The 6,429-nt window shown below is 66.3% G+C and carries 4 protein-coding genes and 3 tRNA genes; 1 reads left to right on the top strand and 6 read right to left on the bottom strand.

Going from position 1 to position 6,429, the window contains the following annotated elements:
- The 6 genes from ABIA71_RS20785 to ABIA71_RS20760 all read right to left on the bottom strand — a co-directional run.
- The coding region (locus ABIA71_RS20785) for a GTP-binding protein (RefSeq protein ID WP_354287831.1) at positions 1 to 473 on the bottom strand (473 nt) is incomplete at its 3' end.
- 40 nt (positions 474 to 513) lie between these two features.
- Positions 514 to 589, bottom strand: a tRNA-Thr gene (locus ABIA71_RS20780).
- Between the two features lie 47 nt (positions 590 to 636).
- A tRNA-Gly gene (locus ABIA71_RS20775) sits at positions 637 to 710 on the bottom strand.
- A gap of 28 nt (positions 711 to 738) precedes the next feature.
- Positions 739 to 824, bottom strand: a tRNA-Tyr gene (locus tag ABIA71_RS20770).
- 138 nt (positions 825 to 962) lie between these two features.
- Positions 963 to 1,976: an isoaspartyl peptidase/L-asparaginase family protein gene (locus ABIA71_RS20765; RefSeq protein WP_354287829.1), complete on the bottom strand. Its 1,014-nt coding sequence runs from the start codon at positions 1,974 to 1,976 to the stop codon at positions 963 to 965.
- 79 nt (positions 1,977 to 2,055) lie between these two features.
- Entirely contained in the window at positions 2,056 to 3,027 is a 972-nt protein-coding gene (locus tag ABIA71_RS20760) for a cyanophycinase (RefSeq protein WP_354287833.1), read from the bottom strand.
- Between the two features lie 198 nt (positions 3,028 to 3,225).
- On the opposite strand from ABIA71_RS20760, the gene ABIA71_RS20755 reads away from it, so the two are divergent.
- Positions 3,226 to 5,976, top strand: a complete 2,751-nt coding sequence (locus ABIA71_RS20755) for a TonB-dependent receptor plug domain-containing protein (protein ID WP_354287827.1) — start codon at positions 3,226 to 3,228, stop codon at positions 5,974 to 5,976.
- Positions 5,977 to 6,429: the final 453 nt, after the last annotated feature.

Genomic DNA, 6,429 nt, shown 5'->3' with positions numbered 1-6,429 from the left:
AGCAGCTCGCGGACTTCCATTTCGACCAGTTCCAGCAGCTCGGCGTCGTCCACCATGTCGGCCTTGTTCAGGAACACGACGATGTACGGCACGCCAACCTGGCGCGACAGCAGGATGTGCTCGCGGGTCTGCGGCATCGGGCCGTCAGCAGCCGAGCAGACCAGGATCGCGCCGTCCATCTGGGCGGCACCGGTGATCATGTTCTTGACGTAGTCAGCATGGCCCGGGCAATCCACGTGGGCGTAATGACGCTCGGTGGATTCGTATTCGACGTGCGCGGTCGAGATCGTGATGCCACGGGCCTTCTCTTCCGGCGCGGCGTCGATCGAGGAGTAATCCTTGAACTCGCCACCGAAGCGCTCGGCACCGATCTTGGTCAGTGCGGCGGTCAGCGTGGTCTTGCCGTGGTCGACGTGACCGATGGTGCCGACGTTGACGTGCGGCTTGGTGCGCTCGAACTTACCCTTGGCCATGGCTGCTTATCTCGAAATCGTCTGAATGGTGGCACTTAGATGGTGCTCACGAAAGGAATCGAACCTTCGACCTCCTCCTTACCAAGGAGGTGCTCTACCGACTGAGCTACGTGAGCGAGTTTTGTATTATGGCACGAATTTGATTAGATTCAAACTCATTCAATGGAGCGGGAGACGGGGATCGAACCCGCACCATCAGCTTGGAAGGCTGAGGTTCTACCATTGAACTACTCCCGCATCGGAAGCCTTTGCCACAACATGAAACTGGTGGAGGGAGGTGGATTCGAACCACCGAAGGCGTAAGCCAGCAGATTTACAGTCTGCCCCCGTTGGCCGCTTGGGTATCCCTCCTTACCACCCTGTCCCGTGGCGCCGAAGCGTTTTCGGTGTGGGGTGGAAGAGCCGTGAATTTTGGAGATTAACGGGGGTTCTGTCAACACTCTTTTTCAACTTTTTCACACGAAGTGCGAAAAGCCCTGACGTAGCAGGCTATTGCCCGGGCAGCGGCAGCGTTTCGTCGGCAAAGATGGCCACGTGCGGCACGCCGTCGGCGCCGATCCAGCCCCGATACATGCCCTGCGTGTTGAACGGCGCGGCCACGCGACCGTCTGCGGCGAGCACGATCGCACCGCCGTCGCCACCGAGCGCGGGAATGCGATCGTTGATCACCGCGCGCCCCGCTTCCACCGGCCCCTGCTTGAGGTACTGCATGCGTGCGCAGATGTCGTGCGCGGCCGCCGTGCGGATGTAGTACTCGCCCCAGCCGGTGCCCGACACCGCACAGGTGGCGTTGGCGTAGGTGCCCGCGCCGATGATCGGCGAATCGCCCACGCGACCGTAGCGCTTGTTGGTCATGCCGCCGGTCGAGGTGCCCGCGGCAAGATGGCCCTGCGCATCCAGTGCCACCGCGCCGACCGTGCCGAAGTGGCGTGCGGTTTCCAGGTCTGCGTGCGCCTGTCCGCTGGCCTCTTCCCGGAGCGCCTTCTGCAGCTGTTGCCAGCGCTTTTCAGTGCGGAAATAGGCCGGATCGACCAGCGCGATGCCCTGGCTGGCGGCGAAGGTTTCCGCCCCCTGCCCCACCATCATCACGTGCGCGGAGTGCTGCATCACCGCTTCGGCCAGCAGGATCGGGTTGCGCACCCGCTGCACGCCGGCCACCGCCCCGGCTTTCAGGGTGGCGCCGTCCATCAGCGATGCGTCCAGCTCGTTGCGGCCGTCATGGGTGAATACCGCGCCCTTGCCGGCGTTGAAGGTGGGATCGTCTTCGAGCACGGTGATCGCAGCGGTCACTGCCTCCAGTGCGGGTTTGCCGGCCGCCAGCGCCTGGTGGCCGCTGAGCAGCGCCTGGCGCAATGCGGCACGCGCGGCCTTCTCTTCGGCCGGCGTCAGGTCCTTGCGCTCCACACCGGCGCCACCATGGATGACCAGCACCGGCGCGGCGGCAGTGGCCACCAGCGGCATCGTCAGGCATAGCGACAGCAGCAACGCGATTGAACGGGACATGGGCGGCACCGGCAGGTTGGGAGGCCCATCATGGCCGCAGATGCGCGGTGCGGGTAGGCCCACGCCCGGCGGTCGCGGGCTACCGCAGCTCCAGGCCGCCGTCGCGGATATCGGCGGTGACCTGGAAGGCCGCATCGTCCACGCGGAACCCGTCCAGGTGCAGCAGGCTGCCACTGCCCACGCCGGTGACCGGGATGGCGTGGAAGTCCAGCGGCTCGCCATCGCGCAGGCGGTCGGCCGTGTGACGCGGCATCACCAGCCAGGCGTAGCCGCCGTTCCTGCTGAGCACCCGGCCGCGCCCATCGGCTTCCACGCACAGGGCAGTGTCCTCGTCCACGCCGATGCCCACCATGTCCTCGCGCCCGGCCTGCTGCGCCGCCCGGGCCACGAACACGATCAACCGGCCGAGGCGGTCGCGCTTGCCGAAATGGGTGTCGGTGACCACGTTGGACAGGTACGGCATGGTCAGGAAGTCGCTGTCCAGGGTGACTTCGCCCCCCATCGGATCGCGCAGCGCAGTGGCCGAGGTGATGCTGCCGCCATCCAGGGCGCCGTAGCTGTAGCCGCCCAGGATGGCCAGGCCGGCACTGGTGCCGGCGATCGGCCGACCGGCACGGACGTGCGCGTTGAGCGCTTCGTTGAGCGCGGTGCCCTTCCAGAAGCGGATGTAGCGGGACTGGTCACCGCCGGCGATGAAGATCGCATCGGCCGCCGCCACCACCCGCAGCACGGCCGGGTCGTCGGCGCCCCGGCGGCTGTCGAAGACCAGGGTCTGCACCGAGGCGGCACCGCCGATATCGCGGTACAGGCGCTGCTGCAGCTCGTCGGCGCCGGAGGCGCGCAGGATCACCACGCGCCCGTGCCCGGCGCGTTGCAGCCACCACTGGAAGGCCTCGGGAACCCACTCGCCGCCGCCCATCAGCATCATCGCCGGTTCGGTGTGGCGGGCCGGGGCGGCATCGAGATCGCCCACCTCGTAATAGCGGAAGCCGGGGTCCAGGACGGACTGCGCGTGGCTGGGCAGGGCCAGGCAGAGCAGCAGCCCAAGCATCGGCGCGAACGGGCGAAAAGCCTTGTGCACGTTGATCTCCCTGAACAAAAACCGGGTGTAAGCGCTTTCACTCTTTGCCAGAGAAATCGGTAGTGGTCAAGCCCGTAAAAAAGGCGTTAAATGCGCGCCGTCCATTCGCGAAATGTGAATGGGGGACAGGCCTCCCTCGAGGCCGACACTTTCTTCTCGAGAATTCTCATGCGTAAACAGGCGATGGCGTGGTCGATCCAGCTGGCGTTGATGGGTGTGGCCGCAACCGCAGGCGCCCAGGCGCCGGCCGCGTCCGGGGTGCAGCAACTGGACACGGTGCAGGTCACCGGTTCGCGCATTCCGCGCGCCCAGGTCGAGGGGCCCGCCCCGGTCACGGTGATCACTGCCGAGCAGATCCAGGCCAGCGGCTTCACCAGCGTGCCGGACGTGCTGCGGTCGATGTCCCAGAACGGCGGTGAAACCCAGAGCCAGCAGTCTTCCAGCGGCGCGGACTTCTCGCCCGGCGCGCAGCAGGTCGACCTGCGCGGGCTGGGCCCGAACCACACCCTGGTGCTGGTCAATGGCCGTCGCATCGCCGACTTCCCGATGCCGTTCCAGGGCCGCAGCAACTTCACCGACGTGTCCAACATCCCGATCGGGATGATCGAGCGGATCGAAGTACTGACCGGCAGCGCCTCGGCGATCTACGGTTCGGACGCGATTGCCGGCGTGGTCAACTTCATCCTCAAGAAGCACGTGGATGGCACCACGGTGGACGTGCGCATGGGCACGGCCACCGAAGGCGGCGCCGATTCGTTCGACATCAGCCTGGCCAGCGGCTTCGATGCCGGCCGTTTCAGTGCGGTGTACAGCCTGGAACTGCAGTCGCAGACGCCACTGTGGGCCTATGAGCGCAGCCAGCAGGATTCCACCCTGGACGCGCCCACCGAGAGTGCCCGCGCCGCGCGCCGTGCCTACCTGCGCACCGACTACAACGACGATTACCTGGACCCGGGCCAGGCCACCTGCGATGCGCTGGCCGGCCAGAACCGCGGCAGCACCCAGTATGCCGAGCGCCCGCGCTACGGCTTCTACTGCGGCAGCGACCGCTCCATCGGCTACGGCACGATCCTGAGCAAGCGGCGCGGCGTGAACGGCTACGCCTCGCTCAACTATGCCTTCGACAATGGCACCACCTGGTTTGCCGACGTGCAGATGGGCTACCACGACATCGCCCTGATGCGCGACGTGACCCAGTGGGGCCGGATGGCCGCCGACGGCAACGAGGACGGCTACTTCTACAACCAGGCCACCGACCAGGTGGAGTTCTGGCAGCGCCAGTTCTCGCCCGAGGAAATGGGCGGGCTGCGCAACGGGATGATCCGCAGCACCCAGAAGACCTTCAGCGTGACCACCGGCTTCAAGGGCAGCCTGGGCCCGAACTGGGACTACGAAGCGTCGCTGAGCCATTCGCAGTACCAGTCGTCGATCCGCTGGCCGCAGATCATCGCGTCCAAGGCCAACGCGCTGTTCCTGGGTGAGCAGCTGGGCGAGTACACCGATGACGACGACAACGTGTTCCCGGTGTTCAACGCCGATCCGGCGCGCCTGTACCGGCCGCTGAGCCGCGCCGAGTACGATTCGATCGCCGCGAAGACGACCTATACGCCGAAGTCGCGCACCGATACGGCCGCGCTGACCCTGACCAACGGCGAGCTGTTCGAACTGCCGGGCGGCAAGGCCGGGTTCGCCGCCACCGCCGAGTTCGGCAACCAGTCCTACGCGCTCAACCCCGATCCGCTGGCGACTGAGTACTACTACTACAGCTGGAAGGACTCGGACGGCCACGGCAGCCGCAACCGCTGGGCGACGGCCGCCGAGCTGCGCCTGCCGCTGCACGACACGCTCAACGTGAGCGTGGCCGGCCGCTACGACCAGTACCGCTACTCGGGCAACAGCATCGGCAAGGCAACCTGGAGCGGCGGCATCGAGTGGCGCCCGATCGACAGCCTGCTGGTGCGCGGCTCGTACGGCACCGCGTTCCGCGCGCCGGACCTGCACTACGTGTACGCCGGCCCGGGCAACGATGAAACCAGCAACAACGACTACTACGCCTGCCAGCTGGACGGCGCGGATGACTGCTCGGACTACGAAGAAAACCTGATCCGCACGCGCGAAGGCAACCGCCAGCTGGATCCGGAAACCAGCACGTCGTGGAGCGCCGGGTTCGTGTGGTCGCCGGCGGTGGGCCTGGACCTGTCGGTGGACTGGTTCGACATCGACATGCGCGACCAGGTGAAGGACATGGACGTGGGCACCATCCTGCGTGATGAAGCCGCCTGCCGCCTGGGCGCTGCCGATGCGAACTCGCCGACCTGTGTCGATGCGATCAGCCGCGTCACCCGCACCAGCGACGGCCGCCTGTACGGGGTGCACGTCAACCCGGTCAACATCGCGCGCGAGACCACGCAGGGCATCGACGTGGGCCTGCGTTACCGGCTGACCACGGGCATCGGCGATTTCATCCTGAGCGGCAACCACACCTGGGTGAAGACGCACGATTTCCAGCAGTTCGACGGCGATGTGGTGGAGGACAAGTTCGCGGTGAACAGCGGGTTCGACATTCCGCGCACCAAGACCAGCGCCAGCATCACCTGGGAGAACGATGCGTGGTCGGCGACGCTGTACGGGTCGCGGCTGGGCAAGCTGCCGACCTACGACAGCTATGACCAGAGCTTCGATCCGGAGAGCGGCGACAGTCCGTGGATCGGGGCGACGTACCGCTACAACGTGTCGGTGCAGTACCGCGTGGACGACCATTCGCGGGTGTCGCTGTCGGTGGTGAACGTGGGCAACAAGATGCCGCCGAAGGACGCAACCTATACGTCCTACCCGTACTACGACGTGTCGTGGTTCGATACGGTGGGCCGTACGCTCAACCTGCAGTACACGCACAAGTTCGGTGGCACGGCGCTGTAAGCGGCGCGGTTGCAGCGGATGCGGGCGAAAAGACGGAGGCAGTGCCTCCGTCTTTTTTTTGGCGATGCACTTCCCAAGCGACAAGGCACAAGCGATCACGGTGTGCTGGCGCCTGCGCGGGGCAGGTGCGGGTGGGTTGGCGGGACACGCCGCCAGTACGTCCGTGCAGGCTCCTCCACCGCATCCATGCGGTGGAGGGTCCCGCCAACCCACCCGCACCCGCCCCAGACAATTGGCCGGTGGCCATGCAGAGAGCCAAGCAGGTAGTGCCGGCCGCTGGCCGGCTCCCAAGCAGGTAGTGCCAGCCGCTGGCCGGCTCCCAGGCAGGTAGTGCCGGCCGCTGGCCGGCTCCTCGGAATCCAGGAAGCGTCCTGTACGGTTCTCCACACCCGACGTGGAGAGGCGTGGGGGTTTGGTGTGGACAAGTAGGCGCAAGCCAACCACCGCAAGGCT

The organism is Stenotrophomonas sp. 2619 (assembly GCF_040548725.1).
Classification (GTDB): Bacteria; Pseudomonadota; Gammaproteobacteria; order Xanthomonadales; family Xanthomonadaceae; genus Stenotrophomonas; species Stenotrophomonas maltophilia_AP.
The sequence above is the reverse complement of the archived record's forward strand: the minus strand, read 5'-3'. Positions and strand labels throughout refer to the sequence as shown.